Here is a 19,392-nt window from a genome sequence, read left to right as displayed (position 1 = left end):
GGCGTCGAGGTTAGCCGTTCCCGTGTTTAAGGCGTCTCGGCGTCGTGACGCTCTTCCTGCAGACGGTCCTTGCTGCGCAGCAGCCGTAGCAGCGTGACCAGCAGCAGCCCGCCGACGACATTGCCGACGACCGTGTAGCCGAACCACCCGAGCCAGTCGAGATAACCGAACGGCGCGCGACCGGTGGCGAGCGCCCCGAAGATCAACAGCGAGTCCAGGATCGAGTGGAACAGCTGCGTGCCCGCCAGCAGGAAGGCGCCGGCGACCGCGGCGGCGATCTTGCCGACCATCGCGTCGGTGCCGTGCTGCATGCGCGTCATGAGCGTGATGACCATGCCGCCGAGCAGCGCCAGCGCGACGGTCTCCGCGGACAGCGGCGCGGTCGCGTAGTGTCCGGCCGACTCGATGGTCTGCTCGTGCAGGCGCGGCAGCGCCGTCATGATCAGCCACATCAGCACCCAGCCTCCGACCAAATTCGCGACCAGCGTGCCGCTCCACAGCTTGATCAGCTGCGCGACGCTGGCACGCTTGGCCGCGACGGTGGTGACAGGTATCAGAAACCCTTCGGTGAACAGCTCGCTGCGGCCGAGCAGCAGCGCGAGGAAGCCGACGGAGAACGCCAGTGCCGCCAGCAGCGGCTGGTGAGTGGCATTCAGCACGGCAAGGTAGGCCAACACCCCGACCGCGATGTCGGTGCCGCCGAAGAAGCCGGTGACCAGCACCTCACGCCAGCTGCGGTGGAGCCGCTGAGTGCCTTCGTCGACCATCCTGCGGAACGCGTATTCGAGTTCGTCCTCGATGGGGCTGTCGGAATCCCCGAGTTCGCGCTGGCTTGTGTCGGACACGTCGACCTCCCGGTGCGGCTAGGTGATCCGCCCGGATACCCGAAAGCCCGCACGCCAACCCACGAGGGCTCGACACCGACCCTCGCCGGTGAGGCCGGCGCTTCTCAGCGCTCCTCGAGGACGGCGACCGCCGCGGCCGTGTCCTTCTCGTGGGTGAGCGACAGGTGGATCGTCACCTCTTTGAGGTGTTCGGCCACCGCGCCGGACAGCCGCACCCGGGGCCGGCCCCACATGTCGGTGATGACCTCGATGTCGCGGTGAATCGCCTCAGGCAGCACCGGCCGCTTCGAGAACCGCGACCCCGACCAGGCCTTGATCACCGCCTCTTTGGCCGCCCACCTCGCGGCGAGGTGGCGCGCCGCCGACGAACTCTTGTCGGCGGCGTCGCGCCGCTCGCCCGGGGTGAACGTCTCGGCGAACACCGTCCCGGGCCGATCCACCTGTTCGGCGAACTCCGGAATCGAAACGAGGTCGATACCTATCCCGACGATGCCCACGGGCTGCAACCTATCTCACGGTTCAACGCCGATACACGCCGTCCTCGCCGAGCCGCGACGCCGCGTCCAGCAGCATTGCGGCTTCCTGGGTCTTCTCCGGCAGATCACCGTCGAAGCGCCGGTCCGCCGGCCGTTCGAACATCGGACGGCCGCCCGCGATCGCCGAGGCCAGCCTCCGCTGTCCGGCCAGCAGCCGCTCCTGGGCGCGGGCACTGTAGTCCGCCCGCTGCTCGGGATCCAGCGTCGCCAGGAAGGCCTGCGGGTGCACCAGCGCGATCAGACCCGACACATGACCGAAGCCCAGGCTGGTGACCAGACCCGCTTTCAGCGGGTACTTCTCACCCAGCCGCAGGGTCTCCCGCGGCCACACGAAGTGCGCCGAGGTGGCCAGCTCGTCGTCGACACAGTCCAGGCTGCGGTTGGGCGGGATGACGCCGTCGCGCAGGACCTGGCACAGGCCCATCATCTGGAAGACCGCCGCGCCGCCCTTGGCGTGCCCGGTCAGGCTCTTCTGGCTGATGATGAACAGCGGCGCGCCCTCGGACCGCCCCAGCGAGTCCGCGAGCCGCTCGTGCAGCTCGGTCTCGTTGGGATCGTTGGCCAGCGTCGAGGTGTCGTGCTTGGAGATCACCGCGATGTCGTCGGCACCCACCCCCAGCTTGGCCAGCGAGCGTGCGAGCACCGAGTCCTTTCCGCCGCGCCCGGCGCCCAGCGCGCCGAGCCCGGGGGCAGGGATGGAGGTGTGCACACCATCGGCGAAGGACTGCGCGTAGCCGACCACCGCCAGCACCGGCAGACCCATCTTCAGCGCCAGGTCGCCGCGGGCCAGCAGCACCGTGCCGCCACCCTCGGCCTCCAGGAAGCCGAGCCTGCGCCGGTCGTTGGCCCGGGAGAACTTCGAATCGCTGATTCCCTTGGCCCGCATCACTTCGGTGTCGGCGGTGGCCGCCATGTCACCGAAGCCGATGATCGCCTCCAGCGTCAGGTCGTCGAAGCCGCCCGCCACCACGAGCTCGGCCTTGCCGAGGCGGATCTTGTCCACACCCTCCTCGACCGACACCGCGGCCGTGGCACAGGCGCCGACCGGGTGCACCATCGCGCCGTAACCGCCAACGTAGGACTGCATCACGTGTGCGGCAACGACGTTCGGCAGGACCTCCTGCAGGATGTCGTTCGGCTTGCTCCGGCCCAGCAGGTTGCCGTGATACATGGTCTGCATCGAGGTCATACCACCCATGCCGGTGCCCTGTGTGGAGGCCACCAGGCTCGGGTGCACCCAGCGCATCAGCTCTGCCGGCGTGAAGCCCGAGGACAGGAACGCATCGACGGTCGCGACGATGTTCCACAGCGCCACCCGGTCGATCGACGTGGCCATGTCCGGGCTGATGCCCCACACGGTCGGGTCGAAACCGGTCGGGATCTGCGCGCCCACCGTCCGCGACAGCTTCGTCTTGCGGGGCACGCGAATTTCGGTGCCCGCCTTGCGGATCACCTCCCAGTCGCCGGAATCCGGGATCGGACGGGCCACCGTGTGCTCGGGATCGAACTGCACGAAGGCGCGCGCATCGGCCTCGCTGGACACCACGAACCGGAAGTCCTTGTCCAGGAAGACACTGACCAGCAGCGGGGACGCGTGATCGGGATCGATCGCGCCGTCGTCGACGAATTCGCGGATGCCGCAGCGGCTCACGACCTCGTCGTGATAGCGCTCCACCAACTCGGACTCGTCGACCAGCTCGCCGGATTCGGTGTCGTACCAACCGGGCTTGGGATCGTCCTCCCACTTGATCAGGCCGGTGGTCCACGCCAGCTCCAGCACGCCGGCCGCCGACAGCTCGTTGTCGGCCTCCATCTCGTAACGCGTGCGCGACGATCCGTACGGGCCCAGCTCGGCGCCGCCGACGATGACGACCAGCTCGGCCGGGTCGACATCGAGATCGGCCCACTCCGGCGCCGGCGCCGGGGTGACCGGGCGAGGCGGGGACGGCAGCGCGGCGATCAGATGATCGGCGGCCGCGTCCTCGTCGGCCTCGTCGGCCGGGGCCGACGTCGCCTCGTCACGCGCCTTGGTTGCCAGCGCCGACAGATCGAGCTCGACCTCGGCCAGGCCCCCGGTCAGGTCCGCCTGCACGGGCTCCCGGGCGGCGGCCACCTTGGTCTCCACGTCGCACAGGTCGAGCAGCATGCTCGCCATCTGCTCGGTCGAGTAGGTGGTGACGCCCGCTTCCTCGACCGCGTCGACGATGACGTCGTTGTGCCCCATCAGGCCGGTGCCTCGGGTCCAGCCGATCAGCGCATGCGCCAGGCTGACGCGCTGCGCCCACGACGTCTCGGCCTTCCACCGGGACACGACCGCGTCCAGCGCCGCCTTCGACTCACCGTACGCACCGTCGCCGCCGAACATCCCTCGGTTCGGAGACCCCGGCAGCACCACGTGCAGCCGGGCCGCGATGTCGCGGTCGGAGCTGATCTGCGACAGGCCGCCGATGAGCCGCTGCACGGCCCACAACAGCACCTTCATCTCCATCTCGGCGCGCGCGCCCGCCTCCGACAGATCGCCACCGACCCGCGGCGCGGCAAACGGGAACAGCAATGTCGGGGTCAGCGCATCCTTGATGTGGATGGACTTGGGCCCGAGGCTCTCGGTCTGCTCGGTGCCCACCCACTCGACCAGCGCGTCGATGTCGCTGTAGGAGGCCATGTTCGCCGGCAGCACCCACAGCTTGGCTCCGAAGCGCGCGTTGTCGCGGTAGAGCTGCCGGTAGAAAGCCAGCCGGGAGTCGTCGAGCCGCGACGTTGTGGCCACCACCGTGGCGCCTCCGTCGAGCAGCTGCGCGACCACCGATGCGGCGATCGAACCCTTCGACGCGCCCGTCACCACGGCGACCTCGTCGTGGTAGCGGCCCTTGCCCGGGTTCTCCGCACCGGCGGCGGCGCGGGCGTACAGCGACGCATGCACGTTGCGGCCCGCGGCCAGTGCCTTGCCCTGCCAATAGGTGGCCTGGGTGCCGACCACGTGGCCCGCGCCCTCGAAGCGCTCCGAAAGACGTGCCCAGTCGGTGTCGATGTCCCCTTCGTCCATCAACCAGATGCGGACCAGGTCCTCACGGGCGCTGGCCCACCGGTCGTCGAGCAGCACCGCCTTGCGGCCGTCGAAGACGGGCGCCACCAGGCGGGGCCAATCCGAACCGAGTTCGGCGGTCACCAGGTCGATCAGCTCGGCGTCAGCCGAAGCCTCGGGCGTCACGAACGGTGCGCCCAGGCCCAACTGGTCGAGGATGGTGCGGGCCGCCGAGGCGAGCACGCCGTCCGGTCCGGTGACCTTCTCGGCGAACTCACCGAGCGCGGCGGAATCCACCACCCCGCCGGCGGCACCGGCAGCGGAGGGCAACGACACCGGCACACCGCGGCGGGCGCCGACAGCGGCCACCGCAGCGTCGATCGCCTTGTCCACCGCGGCGGCGTCGGCCAGCGCACCGTCGTGCAGACCACCCAGTGCTCCCCCGCGGACACTGGAGCCTTCCCGGGTGCCGAGGGCGAGCTCGACTGTCACGTGCTTGACCCAGCCGTCACCGAGCTCCCAGGTCTTCTTGACCCGCTCGCCGATGTAGGCCGGCCGCTTGCCCGACGGCCCGAAGACCGTGCGCAGCTGATCGTTGATCGCGTCCGACAGCACCGGACCGAACGGCTTGTAGGTACGGGCCAGCTTGGTGACCTGCCCCTTCAGTCCGGCCAGGTCCGCCTCGGCGGCGCCGTCGATGGCGCCCAGATTCAGCTCCGACCCGAGGTCGACCAGCATCTGGTTACGCCGCGAGGACGCACCGTCGGTGATCGACTCGATCGAGTCCAGCGGTTCGATCTGGTCGATGCGGATCTTGGCCGACAGCGCGATCAGCGCCGTGGTGGCGTCGGCGGCGTCGAAGGCGATGTCGTCGGGGCGCGGTCCACCGGCCGGAGCCGGTGCGACGGGCGCTGCCGCGACCGAAACCGCTTCTGCCGGTGCGGTTTCCGCTGCCGGGGCGGTCTCCGCAGCATCGTCTTCGAGGTCCGGTTCCGGGTCGGTGTCGGTCGCGAACAGCACCGCGGCGTCCCGCTCGGCGTTGAGCACCTCGGTGGTGTTGTGCGAGTACTCCGGCAACTTCAACGTGTTGGCGGCCAGGCCGGCGACCGTCGGCGCGTTCTTCACGCCGATCTCGACGAACCGTTCCACGCCGAGACCGCCTGCGGCCTCCTCGATGAACAGCAGGTCCTGGGTCTCGATCCAGCGCACCGGGCTGGCGAACTGCCAGGCCAGCAGTTCGATCACAAGCTTGCGGCACAGCTCGTGCGACCGCTCGTTACGCCACGTGTCGTAGTCGGCGAGGATCTCGTCGAGCGGCTCCGCGGGCACCAGATCGCGGATCTCCTGGACGAAGTCACGATCCAGCGTGAAGGGCCGCGGCACCAGGTTCGGGATGTAGCGCCCGATGAGCAGCTCCGGATCGGCGTCCGTGGGCATGACACGTTCGAGCGCCCGGCGGAAGTCGGCGACACCGACCCGCAGCACGCTTGAGTGGAACGGCACGTCGATGCCCGGCACCAGGATGAAAGACCGCTTGCCGCCGGAGATCTCGCGGCGCCGCTCGACCTCTTCTTCGAGGGCTTCCAGACCGGCGACGGTGCCGGCGATCGCGTACTGCGAACCGCGCAGGTTGAAGTTCACGATCTCCAGGAATTCACCGGTGCGCTCGGAGATCTCGGCGACGAATCCCTTGACGTCGGCGTCGTCCAGGTCGATCTGCGACGGGCGGATGGCCGCCAGCCGGTAGTTGGACCGGCCCTGGGCGTCGCGCGGCACGATGTCGTGCATCTTGGAGCCGCGGTGGAACACGACCTCCAGCAGCGCTTCGAGTTCGTACACACCGGACACGCAAGCCAGCGCGGTGTACTCGCCGACGGAGTGACCACAGGCGATCGCACCCTCGACGAACGCACCCTGCTCGCGCATCTCCGCGACCTGGGCGGCGGCGACCGTGGCCATCGCGACCTGGGTGAACTGCGTCAGGTACAACACACCCTCGGGGTGGTGGTAGTGCACACCGGAGGCGATCAGGCTGGTCGGGTTGTCCCGCACCACGTGCAGCACCGAAAAGCCCAGGGTGTCGCGGGTGAACTTGTCTGCGGTGTCCCAGACCTTGCGCGCGGCCTTGGACCGGGCCCGCACGTCCATCCCCATGCCCTTGGACTGGATGCCCTGGCCGGGGAACGCGTAGACGGTCTTCGGCGCCGCCAGCTGCGCGGTAGCCGACATCACCAGTTCGCCGCCGACCTTGGCCGCCACCTCGATGATCTCGGCGCCGCGGTCGATACCCACACGGTCGACCCGAAACTCGATCTCGTCGCCGGGCAGCACCATCCCGAGGAAGCGGGAGGTCCAGCCCACCAGACGGGCCGGCGGGGTGGCGCGGCCGTCGGTCGCGGTGACCGCGTGCTGCGCGGCGGCCGACAGCCACATGCCGTGCACGATGTTCGAGTCGAGGCCGGCGAGCAGTGCGGCGGCCCGGTCGGTATGGATCGGGTTGTGATCACCCGAGACCACCGCGAAGGCGCTCATGTCGACCGGCGCGTTGACCACCACGTCGCGCCGCCTGCGGCGCGGGGTGTCGGTTGCGTTGTCGGTGATGGCCCCACCCGCGCGCGGCGGGTCGGCCAACTCGGCCGCCCCGGTGCGGCCGCGGATCGCGAACCGCTCACCCAGCGTGGCCAGGACGGTGCCCTCGGCGTCGGCGATCGTCACCTCCACCGGGACGACGCGGCCCACCTCGGTGTCGGTGGCGGCCGAAGCCGTTGCGGTGACGGTCAATTCGGACTTCGTCGCGGGCATCTTCTGCAGCAGGTGCGCCGCGTGGTCGAGATGCACCAGGCTCAACAGCCCCTCGACGACAGGGAAGTCGTCGTCGGTGACCGCCGAACCGATCGCGGCGAACACCGCCGGCCAGCACAGACCGACCAGCGCGTCGGGCACCAGCGTCAGACCGGGCGCCAGCGGGGCACCGAAGGTGGCGGTGACACCGGTGTGGTCGGCGACCTTCTCCGGATCCCACTCGACCGACACGGTCGCGGTGCCGTCTTCAACTGCCGGAAGGGCTTCCGGCCCGTCCACACCCGCGGCGATGGCCAGCACCGCGCGCATGGCCGTCGAGGCGTCCTCGACGGTGACGATCGGGGCGCCGCCGTCGACGGTGGCCGCCGGCAGCGTGAAGCGGATGTCGATCCAGATGTCGGACAGCGGCACGCTCAGCGTCACCGACACCTTTCCGGAGCCGTCGACGCTCTGCTCCAGCCGGGCACCGGTGTTGGGGTGCGTCGCACTGGGCTTGCCGGGCACGTCGTTGACCTGCCACTCGGCCGGGGCCCCGATTCGGTGCACCGGGTTGATCGCGGTGCGTCCGGCCCACAGCACGTCGGGCGAGTCGAGCACCACCGCGAGCGGACCGCTGACATCGGCGCGGGCCTGACGGCGCGACACCACCGGAACCGGCTCGGCACCGGAAGCGAGGATGCGGTCCACGATCTCCTGCTCGAAGCGGTCGAGCAGCTCTCCGACCGGCTCGTCGACCCGGGTGATGCCCGCGACGGCCTGGGTGCCGGGGATGATGCAGACCTGGTCCGCGGTGTAGCGGGCGTCGTGAGCCTGCCACAGCGAGTCGCTGCGCCACCAGCGGCGGACGTCCTTGTCGATGACCGGCACGAAGTTCACCGGCTTACCCGGGGTCTTGCACAGGGTCACGAAGAACGGCACGTCGGCCGGGTGCAGCCGGACCGCCTCGGCGTCCGGGTAACGGGCCAGCAGCGCGGCGATCGCGGTGTCCGGGTTGTCCAACAGGGCCTGGCCTTCGGCGCCGACGAAGAGCGACTCGATGGGGCCTGAGTCCTTTTCATGCAGACGGGCCTCGGCGCGCTTGAGCATCTCCTCGAAGCGGTCCCGCCAGGTATCGGCCAGCCACGGGCTGCCCACCCCGGCGGTGTCGGCGGTGCTGTCGCCGTCTCCGATCGCCAGCTCGATGTAACGCTGCAGCCACTGGAGGTAGGTCATGTCGCCGACGTCGCCGAAGTACGGCTTGGCGGTGGCGGCCATGGCGGCGATCAGCTCGTCGCGACGCTCGGCGACGGCGTCGGCGTCGCCGGCGACCTCGTCGAGCAGGCGGCCGCACCGGGACGCGGTGTTGTCGATTTCGTGGATGTCGGCGCCGAGCTGGCTGCGGCCGCTGGCCATGCCGTTGATCGCCTTACCCGCCCCGACCCAGGTCTCGGTGCCGTTGGTGTCGACGAGCAGCTGCTTGACCGCCGGCGACGTGGTGGCCTCCAGGGTGGCCATCGCGGCGGTGCCGACCAGGATGCCGTCGACCGGCATCTCCGGGAACCCGTAGGGCTTGGCCCATTCGCCGGACAGGTATTCGGCGGCCCGCTCCGGGGTGCCGATGCCGCCGCCGACGCAGATCGTGATGTTCGCGTGCTTGCGCAGATCGCCGTAGGTGCTCAGGAGCAGGTCGTCGAGGTCCTCCCACGAATGGTGGCCGCCGGCGCGACCGCCCTCGATGTGGACGATGACGTCACGGCCGGGCACCTCGGCGGCGATCTTGATCACGGACTTGATCTGGTCGACCGTGCCCGGCTTGAACACCACATTGCTGATGCCGACGGTGTGGAGCTCTTCGATCAGGTCGACGGCCTCTTCGAGGTCGGGGATGCCCGCGGTGACGACCACGCCGTCGATCGGGGCGCCCGACTGACGGGCCTTCTGGACCAGCCGCTTGCCGCCGACCTGCAGCTTCCACAGGTACGGGTCGAGGAACAGCGAGTTGAACTGGATCGCCCGGCCCGGCTCCAGCAGCTGGGTCAGCTCCTCGATGCGGGCGTCGAAGATCTCTTCGGTGACCTGACCACCACCGGCCAGCTCGGCCCAGTGGCCGGCATTGGCGGCGGCGGCGACGATCTTGGCGTCCACGGTGGTCGGCGTCATGCCGGCGAGCAGGATCGGCGAGCGTCCGGTCAGCCGGGTGAACTTGGTCGACGCCTTCACCGAACCGTCGGGCAGGGCGACCGGCTTGGGTGCGTAGCTCGACCAGGCCGGTGCGACCGCGGGTGCGGCGCCCACGGTGAACAGGCTGCGCTGGCCGGCGCGGGTGGCGGCCGCGACGATGCCGATGCCCAAACCGCGAATCACAGGCGCGGTCAGGCGGGTGACGGTGTCGCTGGGCCCCAGGTCGACGATCCACTTGGCGCCGGCGGCGGCCAGGCCCTCGACCTCGCTGACCCAGTCCACGGGGTTGACGAAGATAGCCTCGGTCAGCTCGCGGGTGAGCTCGCGGTCCAGGCCGGTGCGCGACGCCCACTCGTTGACGAGGTCGATGCCGCCGGCCAGGCGCGGCGTGTGGAAGCCGACCTCGACGTTGAGCTGGTTGAAGATCGGGCGGAAGATCGCGCCGCCACGGACCTTGTTCTTGCGCTCGGCCTCTTCCTTCTCGGTGATCTTCTCGCAGTACAGCTCGAAGCGGGCGAGCTGTTCGGGGGTACCGGTGATCACCACGGAGCGCCGGCCGTTGCGGATGGACAGCGCCGGCGGCAGCACCGTACGCACATCCTGGGCGAACTCGTCGAGGAGCTCGGCGATGCGGGCGGGGTCGACGTTGAGGACCGACACCATCGGCGACTTGTCGCCGCGGCCGACCATGCCACAGCGCCGGGACACCAGGGAGCCGGCCGCACCGATCAGCTGACCGATGGCCAGCAGTTCGACATCGCGGGCGCCTCCGGCCTTCAGCGACTCCACGGCGGTGACGCCCTGGGAGTGACCTGCGATGGCCACCGGCGGGTGCGCGTCGAGGTCGAGGCCCTGACGCTTGAGTGCGCGCTGGGCCGCCATCTGGGTGAGCAGGATGCCGGGCCCCGAGATCGCCGCGGTGGTGAGGTCCTTGGCGGCGGGCAGCGGCTCGTCGGCAGCCAGCGCGCGGATCCACTTCATCGGCTCGAAGCCGATCGGCCGGACCACCACCAGCTCGCGAGCCAACGGCTCGAGCAGCAGCTCGGCCTCGGCCACCAGCTGGCTGATCTCGGATTCGATTCCGGCGGAGTTGACGAGCTCTTCGAGGTTCTCCAGCCACGGACCGCCCTGGCCGCCGAACGCCACCGCGTAGGGCTCGCCGGAGTGCAGCCGATCGACGAGAGCGTGCGTACCCGACAAGGGCTCGAAGTCTGTCTGGCCGTCAGAGCTGGTGGCCGCACGGTGCTGGTCGTTGATCGTCACGTCTTGTGTTCTCCTCAGGTCCTTCAATCGCGCTGCGATCGCGTGTTCACGGTCGTCTCGGGCTGGTGGGCTCGTCGTGGATGGTCCGCACTGCCCGTGCGGCCACTGCGATTCGGCGTCGAATCCTGCTGGTGTCGGCGGCGGTCCCTGGAGGGCACAGTCGCCCTTCCTCTCTAAGGGGCCCGCACATCGGACACTTCAGCCGTACTAAGAGTGTCATAAGAGACTGACCCAGTTTCCCGCCCTAAATGGTTACTGGCGAGTTCTACGCATCGGTAACAGTGCGCTACATAACGGGGGCTCCGAACCGCCCGCGGGTTATCCATGACAAACGTCCTGCATGCGGGTGGTTACGGTTGAGTAGGATAGAAGTGCAGTTCAAAGCAGCATTGTTACACAATCGTTATCTGAAAATTTTCGTTCGCACGTCGCGTCGCCCGTCGGTACACACAGACGACAAGATCGTCGAAAGTGTGTGGTCCGGTTTTCGCTCCGCGGATACATGTTTGCTGGAATACCCTACCGACGGGTAAGGATGCAGCCGTTCCGTCCACAGCGCCCGGACTGCGGGCCGATTCGCCGGGCCCCTCAGGCGCCTCGACGAGGTTCCCAGGCGCCGCTGAGCAGGATCCCGGCGGTGTATTCGGACGCCGAAGCGACCATGCAGCGGCGGGTGGCCTGGTCGAACCGCGTGACCATCACCTGCTCCCCCAGCGCGCGATAGTCCTGAACCGCCCGGCGGATCTCATCCATCTCGTCCGGCCGCGGGAGGTAGTCGGCGCCGATCCGGGTCCGGTAGAGCTCTTCGAGACTCGTCACGAAAGCCTCGGCCAGGTCGTCGACCGAATCCTCGGCGGCTTCGACAAACCTCAGGAGCGCCCGGACATACAGCGCGGGATCCGGCGAATGGGCCAAGATGTCGGCAGCAGCACCGTCGGTCATCACGACCCGGCCGTTCTCGATCTCGGCCAGTCCGTAGCCGGCCAGCTTGCGAGCCTCCTCGCTGTCGGCGTCGATCGCGACGGCTGCCGGGGCGGACTCGGGTTCCGGTGTCCCTTCGCCGAGCACAGCCTGCTGCAGCCCCAGGATGTCGGCCAGATCGGTGCCCTGGCGCATGCTGGCGAAGAACTCGGCGATGTGAGCCGAGTTGTAGCCCTTCCGGAGTAGCTGACTGATGGTGTTGAGCTGGGACAGGTGATAGTCGTCGTACAGCGCTGAACGTCCGACCCGCCGCGGGGGGTCCAGCAGACCTCGCTCCCGGTAGGCCCTGATATTCCTGGCGCTGATGCCGGATTCCCGCGCCAGATCTTCCAGCCGGTACTCAGCCACGCGTCACCGCCCCCCACATCCGAAGCGGCGGGCTGATCCACGGCCGCGATCGTGCATTGCACCACTTTACCCGCCGGATCGACGCTACGAGCGAAGTAAATGCACACCGCCTTTTCGAGCAGTGTAGGTCGTCGACGATACGACTATCAGCGCAAATACTGCACCGTGTGAAATTTCTATGCCGACAACTGCAGATTCAGCCAACTCTGACGCCACCGCAAGCCGGCTCCGGCCGGAATTCGATTGGCACTGACGGGGCGGGGTACGGGAGGATGAGCTGTTCGCAGGCAGAGCAGGACATTAAGACAAAGCACGGCGGGAGGTGTGGGCGTGCGTCCGTGGATCGTATGGGCCACCGGGCTGTTCGCGTACATCGTCGCAGTGCTGGATCGCACCACGCTCGGGGTGTCGGGCCTGGCCGCGGCTGACCGATTCTCCGCGGGTCCCAGTCTGCTGTCGACGTTCGTGGTGCTCCAGGTCGTCGTGTACGCGGGGGCTCAGGTGCCCGCCGGCCTGCTCCTCGACCGGTTCGGGTCGCGAGCGCTGATCGCCTCCGGGGCGGCCCTGATGGCGGCGGGGCAGATGGCGCTCGCGTTCACCGAATCCCTGCCGACGGCGATCGCCGCCCGCGCCGTGGTCGGGCTCGGCGACGCGGTGACGTTCATCTCCGTGCTGCGTCTGGTCCCGCACTGGTTTCCCCCACGGCAGATCCCGGTGGTCACGCAGCTGACCGGCATCTGCGGACAGCTGGGCCAGGTGCTGTCCGCGGTTCCGTTCCTGGCGCTGCTGTCCGCCTCGGGATGGTCGGTGGCCTATGTCTCCGCTGCGGCGGTGGGTGTGCTGTCGCTCGTGTTGACGCTGGCCGTCGTCAGGAACACCCCGGACGGTTCGAAGAGCACCTCGGAGGCGATGACGGTCCGCGAGACGCTGCGCAGCGTGAAGACGGTGTGGCTGCGCCCGGGCACCCGGCTGGGATTCTTCACCCACATGGGGACCCAGTTCTCGATCACCGTGTTCGCGCTGATGTGGGGACTGCCCTATCTGACCGAAGCGCAGGGGTTGTCGCCGGGTCTGGCCGGCGGCCTGCTGAGCCTGTCGGTGGTCACCGCCATCGGCGCGGGAGTGCTGATCGGGTTCCTGACCGGGCGCTACCCGCACCGCCGATCACGCATGGTGCTGATCATCATCGCCAGCAACGCGATCGCGTGGTCGGTGGTGCTCGCCTTGCCGGACGCGGCGCCGCTGTGGTTGCTGGTGGCGCTGGTCATGGTGATCTCGGTGGGCGGTCCCGGCTCGATGGTCGGCTTCGACTTCGCGAGGACCTTCAATTCGGGCGCGACGCTGGGCACCGCGCAAGGCATGGTCAACATGGGCGGGTTCATCGCGTCGTTGTTGCTGATGCAGTCGATGGGCCTGGCGATGGAGGCCGCGGGCGGAATCTCGTTCGACTCGTTCCGCACCGCCTGGACGCTTCAGTACGTCGTATGGGCGCTCGCCGTCATCGGCATCTTGATCACGCGGCGCAAGGCACGGCGGTTGCTGCGCGTGGAAGACGACCGGATGCTGCTGGAGGGGATCGAAACCTAGGGTTCGACCGCCGCCGCGACGCGCCGGTGCCCGACCAGTTCGTGACCGACGACCGAAACCACCGGGGCCAGTGTCACCACCAGCAGACAGTTGGCCATCGAGATCCCGCGGCCGGCCAGCATCACCGCCACGGCGAGTACGGCGGCGGTCAGCACGACCATGACGACGTGAAACAGGTCCACGGTCCGCGTCATGGCCGCGTACAGGACATAGACCGTCGCGATGAAGACACCCACGGGTACGGCCACCGCAAGCACGGTGGCGACCGAGGACAGCGCCGAGTGGTGCTCGATGTAGTAGGCCGCCGCGTGCAATCCCGCGCCGGTGCCCACGATCGAGGCGAACACCACAATGTGCACGTAGCCGAACCAGAAGGAGCGTTCTCGCCGTAGGTGCAGGATCTCGGCGTGGGGGAACATGTAGTAGATCCACCACATTCCGAACGTCAATCCCGTTCCCGCAACGGCGACGAACACGGCCTCGACCGACCATCCCTGCGCACCGACGACCGCCGTCAAGGACGCCACCGTGCCGACGACCCCTTCTCCAAGTGCGATGATGGTAAACAGCCCGTACCTCTCGACGATGTGATGGGCGTGCCAGGGTGTTCCACCCTGACGCCATTCGGCGACCACCGGCCCCGTCACCTCCACGAGAACCAGCGACACCACGATCGCGGCGGTCACCGGCACCGAGGTATGGACGAAAATCGCCAGCACCCACCCGATCTGGGCGATCATGATCCACAGCGCGTAGGTCAAGCAGGCTCGGCGGCGCAGCGGGTCCTGCCCGGCGGCACGCAGCCACTGGGCGACCATCGCGACCCGCATCACGACATATCCGGCGACGACCACCGTGTTGTCGACGTGCCCACCGTGTTCGATCGACGAGTACATCTGGGGCAATCCGAGCGCCAGGACGATGACGCCGACCATCTGCAGCATCGTCGTCAGCCGGTAGGGCCAGTCGTCGGTGTCGTACGCCGATGCGAACCAGCTGAAGTTGATCCACGCCCAGCACACCGCGAACATCGCGAAGAAGAATCCGGCCAGGCCCGGCACGACGTGCCCTGCTGCGAGCAGACGGGCGAACTCCGAGGCCGCGATCCCGAAAGCGATCACGAAAGTCAGATCGAACAGCAGCTCCAGCGGCGTGGCGGTCCGCCCCGGCTCGTGTGTGTCCCGCCCGGACATCGGCCGGGTTCGGTGCGCTCGGCCGGTGGATACGTGCACGTGCTCGCTCACAGGCTCTCTCCTTTTGAACGTGGGGCAGAGCGTAGCGGCGCCTGCCGGCGTGCCACGATAAGGTTCGGCCATGAACGCGGTCGGAGTGGTGTTGGCCGCGGGCCTGGGCACCCGGGTCGGCGCCGACGGCAACAAGGCCTATCTTCCGTTGGCGGGCCGCAGCATGTTGGCCTGGTCGTTGGACACGCTGATCAACCTCCCCGACATCGCCCGCACGGTACTTGTCCACCGCCGCGGCGAGTTCGAGCTCGCACGTGACACCCTGAAGCACGAGATCGACTGCACCACAGTTGAATTCGTTGAGGGCGGGGACAGCAGGCACGCGTCGGAGACCAACGTGGTGCGGTATCTGGCCGACGACATCGAGGCCGGGGCCGTGGACGTCGTCGTCATTCACGACGCCGCGCGCCCGCTGGCCGGGCCCGGCATGTTCGTCGAGGCGATCACGTTGGCCCGGCAGTTCGGTGGCGCGCTGCCGGCGCTGCCGATCCGGGATGTGGCGCGGGCGGGCGGCGACGGCCTGAAACGCGTGGCCGACGACGCGTTGCTCGTCCGGGTCCAGACCCCCCAGGCTTTCCGCGCACGCGACCTGCTGCACGCCTACCGCAGCGCCTCGCGCGACGATTTCGAAGGCACCGACACGTCGTCGTGCGTCGAGCGCTACACCCGGGTCGAGGTCCGGACGTTCCGGGGCCGCACAGACAATCTCAAGGTCACCTACGCCCGTGACGTCGCGGTGGCGCACCACCTTCTGATCAACGCGGGGAGTCCTGCCGACCCTCGATGAGCGCGGCCAGGAAAGCCGCCTCTGCGGGCAGCTCGAATCTCATGGCGTCGGTGTCGCCGTCGACAAGCGTCAGCGCCACGTCTGCGGCCAGTGCGGCCGACAGTTCGTCGAAAGGCTCGCCGGTGCTGAGCAACCTGAGCAACACCGCGTGGTCGAATCCGCGCGGGTACTGGACGGTGCGCAACAGGGACCGGTCGATCGTCGCGGTGACCGTGCCGTGCGCGTCGACGGCTTTCACGCTGTCGGTCACCGGACGGATCGGCAGCGCCATGGCCGCACCGCCGCGCACCGCCGAGACCACCGCGTCGAGCATCATGTCGGCGATCAGCGGCCAGGCCGGATCGTGCAGCAGCACCGGTCCGTCGGCCGCGGCCGACAGGCCCGCCGCGATGCACTGCGCGCGGGTGCCCGGCGTGTCGGCGGCGACGACGCGGACCGCCGAGAACTCCGTCGCGGCAAGGGCCTCGCGCACGACGTCGGAATGGCGGGGGGCCGCGGCGATCACGACGTCGCAGGTCCGGGTAAGCGCGCCGACGATCCGGAGCAGCGGGGACTTGCCGCACACCGGGGTGAACACCGCGTCGCGGTGCTGCTCACCGTCCTCGGGCAGGGGCAAAATCGCCGTCACGGTCACGGCGTCCGAGGCTATACCGATCAGACCGGGTCGAACGACTCGATCAGCCAGTTGCCGTCGATCTTCTTCAGACCGACCTTGACGCTGCTCGCGGCGAACGCCCCGTCCGGGTTCTCCTTGCTGGTGGTGGTCTGGTTGATGAACACCAGCACCTCGGCGGAGTCCGGTTGGATATCCGACACGGCCGCACGCACCACCGAGGCCGCTGTCTTCACCGACTTCTCCTTGGCCGCGGGCGTGACGATCTGCTCGGTGAACTGCGTGTAATAGGACAGGAAATCGCCGGTCAGCTTGGCCTTGGCGTTCGTGAAGTCCTGATCCAGGGATTCGGGTGAATACGACAACAGCGCGACCGTTCCGGTCTTGGCGGCATCGAGAGCCACCTGTGCCGCCGCGGGGTCGGTCTGCTGATCCGGCCGATAGTCGTTGACATACAGCCAGCCGGCGATGCCGGCCGAGGCCAGCAGCGCGACGGCCAACAGGATCGCGCTGACCAGGCCCCGCCTCGAACGGCGCGGAGCTTTCGCGGCCGCTTCATCGCCGGCGTCGCCGCCTGACCGTTGCCCGGCCGCCGAGGCGTCATCGCCGTCCGGATCGATGTCACCGCCGTCCGCGTCGACGGCCTCGTCAGCGTTCGCATCGGCAGTCACGGCGGCGTTCTCGTCGGCCTCCACGTCGTCCTCGGTGCGTTGGTCGTCGCTCACGGCACAAACTCGACTTTCGACATCTTGATCTGCCCGTCCTCACGCTTCAGGCTGACGCTGAGCCGCCACGTGCGCGGCTCCTGGTCGGCGCCTGCGGTGTTGGTGACCCGCGACGATGCGGCGACCAGCACCTGGGCGGAGTCGTCGGACATCGATTCCACAGCAGTGGAGTTGACCGTCACTTCGGTGACGACCTTGGAATCCTGCGCGACCTTGACGAAATCCGCCGCCTGGGTCTCGAAGTCCGACTTGAACTGGCCGGTGGAGTTGTCGATGATGCGCTGCACATCCTCCTCGGCTTTGTTGAAGTCCAGCGACATCAGCGTGACCACGCTCTGCCGGGCCGCGGCGACGTATTCGGCGTTCTGCTGGCGCACCTTCTCGGCCGCCCGATGAGTCCACATCATGTATCCGCTGGCGCCCAGCAGCGCCACCGTGCAGAGCACCACGAGGCCTGCGACGACGGCCGTCCAGCGCGGGCGCGGTAGGCGCCGCTTCCGTGTGACCGTCGGGGCGGAGTCGGCGGGGTCGGCGGGGTCGGGCACCGGATCGCTGCCGTCCACCGCCTCGACGGCGACCGGCTCTGACCCGAGGGCGTCACCGTCGTCGTCGACACCGGCTTCGTCGTCGACACCGGCTTGGCTGTCGGCATCGGTCTCGGCGGCGACTGCCTGCCGTCGCAACCGGGCGGCGCGGGCGCGGGCGCGGGCGGCAGCGGCCAGCGCCTCCGCCTCGGCGGCCTCGGCTTCGGCTTCCTCGACGAGCGCGCGCGCCTCCTCTGGGTCCGCGGCGGTGCCAGGTTCCGCGGTCGATTCCTCGACGCGATCGGCGTCGATCACCGAGTCGCGGCGCCTGAAAGACGGCACACCGACCTCCTTGTCTGCAGGGTCGTTTGAACGATAATCGCTACGAGAATGTCATTCTTCTTTTCTGAGTATCGCATTGACGATACCTCGGTCACGCCGAGCTAGACAAAGGTCCTGAGTGCAGAAATGCTGGTTCTCGGCTGTGCAGCCGCTCAGCGTTGATGGTTCTGCAACCTGTCCTTCATCACCTTGCCGGTGGCATTCAACGGCAACTCGTCGAGAAACTCTACATACCGCGGCACCTTGAAACCCGCCATTCGGTCACGACACCATGCGATCAACCGGTCGGCGCTGAGTTGGTCGTGTGCCGGGTCGGCGACGACGAAAGCTTTGCCGACCTGACCCAGGCGCTCGTCCGGAACCCCGATCACGGCGGCCTGCGCCACGGCGGGGTGCTCAAGCAGGAAACCCTCGATTTCGGCCGGGTACGCGTTGAAGCCCCCGACGATGAACATGTCCTTCTTGCGGCCGACGATCCGCAGACGTCCCGCGTCGTCGAGCGTGCCGAGGTCCCCGGTGTGCAGCCAGCCTTCTGGATCGATCGTCTCGGCGGTCGCGGCGGGATCGTCGAGATAGCCCTGCATCACCGTGTAGCCGCGGATCAGCACCTCACCGTCGTCGGCGATGCGCAACTCGACACCGTCGCAGGCCACGCCGGCGGTGGTCGCGATGTCCTCGAACGAGTCCGCCGGCCGCGACAGCGTTGCGGTGCCGGCCTCGGTCAGGCCGTACCCGGTCGCCAATGTCCGGAACGGGAGCTCCTCGTGCACCCGGCGGACCAACTCGACGGGGATGTCGGCAGCGCCGGTCACCCCGGCGCGCAGCGTGGCCAGCTTGCTCTTGTCCTTGACGCCGAGCAGTGAGTGGTACAGCGTGGGCGGCCCCGGGAGCATCGTGACGCGTTCTGCGGCAACGAGTTCGACGACGCGCTCGACGTCGAAAACCGCGACGGGCAGCATGGTGGCGCCGCGGATGAAAGAGGCGATGAGTCCGGCCTTGTAACCGAAGGTGTGAAAGTACGGATTGACCATCAGGTAGCGGTCACCGGGCCGCAGATCGGCCAGCTCGCACCATTCCTCGTACAGCCGCAGGTTCTGCCGGTGATTCATCATCACACCTTTGGGACGCCCCGTGGTGCCGGAGGTGAAGATGATGTCGGAGACGTCGTCGCCGTCGACGGGACGGCTGAACGGCGAACCGCTGCCCAGGAAGTCCGATTTCAGGTCGAACACCGGCGGTCGCCTGCCGGGCCACGAAGAAGGTAGCGCATAGTCGACGCCGAGGAATCCCTGTTGCACCAGAACAGCTTTCGCGCCGCTGCGGCTGATGATGTCGGCTGCCTCATCGGCCTTGAAGCGGGTGTTGACGGGCACCAGCACCCCGCCGGCGGTGAGCAGTCCGAACGCGGCGATGATCCACTCGGCGCTGTTGGGTGCCCAGATCGCGGCCCGCTCCCCCTTGGCGATCCCGAGATCGGCAAAAGCACCTGCGGCGCGCTGGATCCGCTCGACGAGCTCTGTGAAGGACAGGCGCAGCGGACCGTCGACGACCGCTTCCGCGTCGCCGAATCGGTCCGCCGCGCTGGCGACCATCTCCGGGATGGTCGCCCATCG

At 68.5% G+C, this 19,392-nt stretch carries 11 protein-coding genes; 2 read left to right on the top strand and 9 right to left on the bottom strand.

Annotated elements, in window-relative coordinates; genetic code table 11:
• Positions 1-26: 26 nt before the first annotated feature.
• The 4 genes from ACXMYJ_RS12055 to ACXMYJ_RS12040 all read right to left on the bottom strand — a co-directional run bounded on the left by ACXMYJ_RS12055 (position 27) and on the right by ACXMYJ_RS12040 (position 11,957).
• Positions 27-845 carry a formate/nitrite transporter family protein gene (locus tag ACXMYJ_RS12055; RefSeq protein ID WP_260754404.1) on the bottom strand — a complete coding sequence of 273 codons (819 nt, stop codon included), beginning with the start codon at positions 843-845 and terminating at the stop codon, positions 27-29.
• 104 nt (positions 846-949) lie between these two features.
• Complete coding sequence (gene acpS, locus ACXMYJ_RS12050; RefSeq protein ID WP_260754407.1) at positions 950-1,342, bottom strand: holo-ACP synthase AcpS; 393 nt, start codon at positions 1,340-1,342, stop codon at positions 950-952.
• Positions 1,343-1,364: 22 nt separating this feature from the next.
• On the bottom strand, positions 1,365-10,565 hold the full coding sequence (locus ACXMYJ_RS12045) for a fatty acid synthase subunit beta domain-containing protein (RefSeq protein WP_460356391.1): 9,201 nt from the start codon (positions 10,563-10,565) through the stop codon (positions 1,365-1,367).
• A 651-nt stretch (positions 10,566-11,216) separates the two neighbouring features.
• On the bottom strand, positions 11,217-11,957 hold the full coding sequence (locus tag ACXMYJ_RS12040) for a MerR family transcriptional regulator (RefSeq protein WP_260754409.1): 741 nt from the start codon (positions 11,955-11,957) through the stop codon (positions 11,217-11,219).
• 330 nt (positions 11,958-12,287) lie between these two features.
• On the opposite strand from ACXMYJ_RS12040, the gene ACXMYJ_RS12035 reads away from it, so the two are divergent.
• Positions 12,288-13,544, top strand: a complete 1,257-nt coding sequence (locus ACXMYJ_RS12035; protein ID WP_460356364.1) for an MFS transporter — start codon at positions 12,288-12,290, stop codon at positions 13,542-13,544.
• On the opposite strand, the gene ACXMYJ_RS12030 is transcribed toward ACXMYJ_RS12035, so the two are convergent.
• Entirely contained in the window at positions 13,541-14,737 is a 1,197-nt protein-coding gene (locus tag ACXMYJ_RS12030) for a low temperature requirement protein A (RefSeq protein ID WP_460356389.1), read from the bottom strand. The genes ACXMYJ_RS12035 and ACXMYJ_RS12030 overlap by 4 nt on opposite strands.
• Before the next feature lie 121 nt (positions 14,738-14,858).
• Between ACXMYJ_RS12030 and ACXMYJ_RS12025 the strand changes: the two genes are divergently transcribed.
• Complete coding sequence (locus ACXMYJ_RS12025; protein ID WP_260754414.1) at positions 14,859-15,575, top strand: IspD/TarI family cytidylyltransferase; 717 nt, start codon at positions 14,859-14,861, stop codon at positions 15,573-15,575.
• Here the strand turns inward: ACXMYJ_RS12025 and ACXMYJ_RS12020 are convergent.
• From ACXMYJ_RS12020 to ACXMYJ_RS12005, 4 genes are all read right to left on the bottom strand, one after another.
• Positions 15,544-16,209 carry an IspD/TarI family cytidylyltransferase gene (locus tag ACXMYJ_RS12020; protein ID WP_260754415.1) on the bottom strand — a complete coding sequence of 222 codons (666 nt, stop codon included), beginning with the start codon at positions 16,207-16,209 and terminating at the stop codon, positions 15,544-15,546. The two genes, ACXMYJ_RS12025 and ACXMYJ_RS12020, sit on opposite strands and share 32 nt — an antisense overlap.
• 20 nt (positions 16,210-16,229) lie before the next feature.
• Positions 16,230-16,913, bottom strand: coding sequence for a hypothetical protein (locus ACXMYJ_RS12015; protein ID WP_443188847.1), 684 nt, complete (start codon positions 16,911-16,913; stop codon positions 16,230-16,232).
• Positions 16,910-17,779, bottom strand: a complete 870-nt coding sequence (locus tag ACXMYJ_RS12010) for a hypothetical protein (protein WP_460356360.1) — start codon at positions 17,777-17,779, stop codon at positions 16,910-16,912. The genes ACXMYJ_RS12015 and ACXMYJ_RS12010 overlap by 4 nt, the downstream gene beginning before the upstream one ends.
• A gap of 152 nt (positions 17,780-17,931) precedes the next feature.
• Entirely contained in the window at positions 17,932-19,371 is a 1,440-nt protein-coding gene (locus tag ACXMYJ_RS12005; protein ID WP_260758198.1) for a FadD3 family acyl-CoA ligase, read from the bottom strand.
• Between the last annotated feature and the right edge of the window lie 21 nt (positions 19,372-19,392).

It is taken from the genome of Mycobacterium sp. ZZG (assembly GCF_054786995.1).
Note: the sequence above shows the minus strand (reverse complement) of the source record. Positions and strands in the feature narration are given on the sequence as shown.

Excerpts from the sequence above, each read along its gene's own strand:
- ACXMYJ_RS12025 (WP_260754414.1), top strand. The coding sequence starts at position 14,859 with ATGAACGCGGTCGGAGTGGTGTTGGCCGCGGGCCTGGGCACCCGGGTC.
- ACXMYJ_RS12030 (WP_460356389.1), bottom strand. The coding sequence starts at position 14,737 with ATGTCCGGGCGGGACACACACGAGCCGGGGCGGACCGCCACGCCGCTG.
- ACXMYJ_RS12005 (WP_260758198.1), bottom strand. The coding sequence starts at position 19,371 with ATGGTCGCCAGCGCGGCGGACCGATTCGGCGACGCGGAAGCGGTCGTC.